The sequence below is a fragment of the Bradyrhizobium cenepequi genome (assembly GCF_020329485.1).
GTDB classification, from domain to species: Bacteria; Pseudomonadota; Alphaproteobacteria; order Rhizobiales; family Xanthobacteraceae; genus Bradyrhizobium; species Bradyrhizobium cenepequi.
The window spans coordinates 1-704 of record NZ_JAGKJI010000178.1; the positions used below are offsets into that span (position 1 = coordinate 1).

Here is a 704-nt window from a genome sequence, read left to right on the forward strand (position 1 = left end):
GGCGGAACGCCTGCTATCGTCCTCGCTAATACCGCTGTGGAACAGCAGGTAGTTTCGCCAAGCGAACGCACACGCGCCTTCTATCGCCTGAGAAGTCATGGATACCTCCCAAAAGCCAGAGAAGGACTGACGAGCCGTTTCGTTCCGCGAATTTCTCAGTTGTAATGCTGTTCCGTAGCTGCGCCGCAAGGTGTTCGCGCGGGCGATGTCGGTGCTGCGGTCGGCGACGTCCATGACGCAACCGGTCACGCGGTCGGCTGTTCCCTAGGGAACAGCGCCGGACCGCGAAGGTGCTAGTGTTCCGTCACTGACAGACGATTCACAAATTGGCGCAAACCTGCGAGTCTGCGCCGATGAGGAAGCTCGAGCAGATTGCGGTCAGCACAGCCGATCGCGAACGATTGGCGCGGCTGGTCCGGGACCGGAACACGCCGCAGAAGGTGGTTTGGCGAGCACGGATCGTGCTGCTGGCGAGCGATGGGTCGACGGCGGAGGCGATCGCGGCAGTGGCTGGCAAGAGCCTGCTGACAGTCCGCCGCTGGCGCCGTCGCTATGTGGCGAAAGGTGTGGACGGACTTCTGAAGGACGCGACGCGACCATCTCGCGTCAAGCCGTTGCCGTCCGAAAAGATCAAACAGGTGGTGCACATGACGCTGCACGGGAAACCGCCGAATGCGACCCATTGGAGCGTGCGCAGCATGGCG

At 62.2% G+C, this 704-nt stretch carries 1 protein-coding gene and 1 pseudogene; one reads left to right on the forward strand and one right to left on the reverse strand.

Features of this window, described 5'->3' with window-relative positions:
- A pseudogene (locus J6497_RS40795) lies at positions 1–234 on the reverse strand (hypothetical protein); the annotation flags it as partial.
- Between the two features lie 119 nt (positions 235–353).
- Between J6497_RS40795 and J6497_RS40800 the strand changes: the two are divergent.
- On the forward strand, positions 354–704 hold a 351-nt coding region (locus tag J6497_RS40800; protein ID WP_225709766.1), incomplete at its 3' end, for a helix-turn-helix domain-containing protein.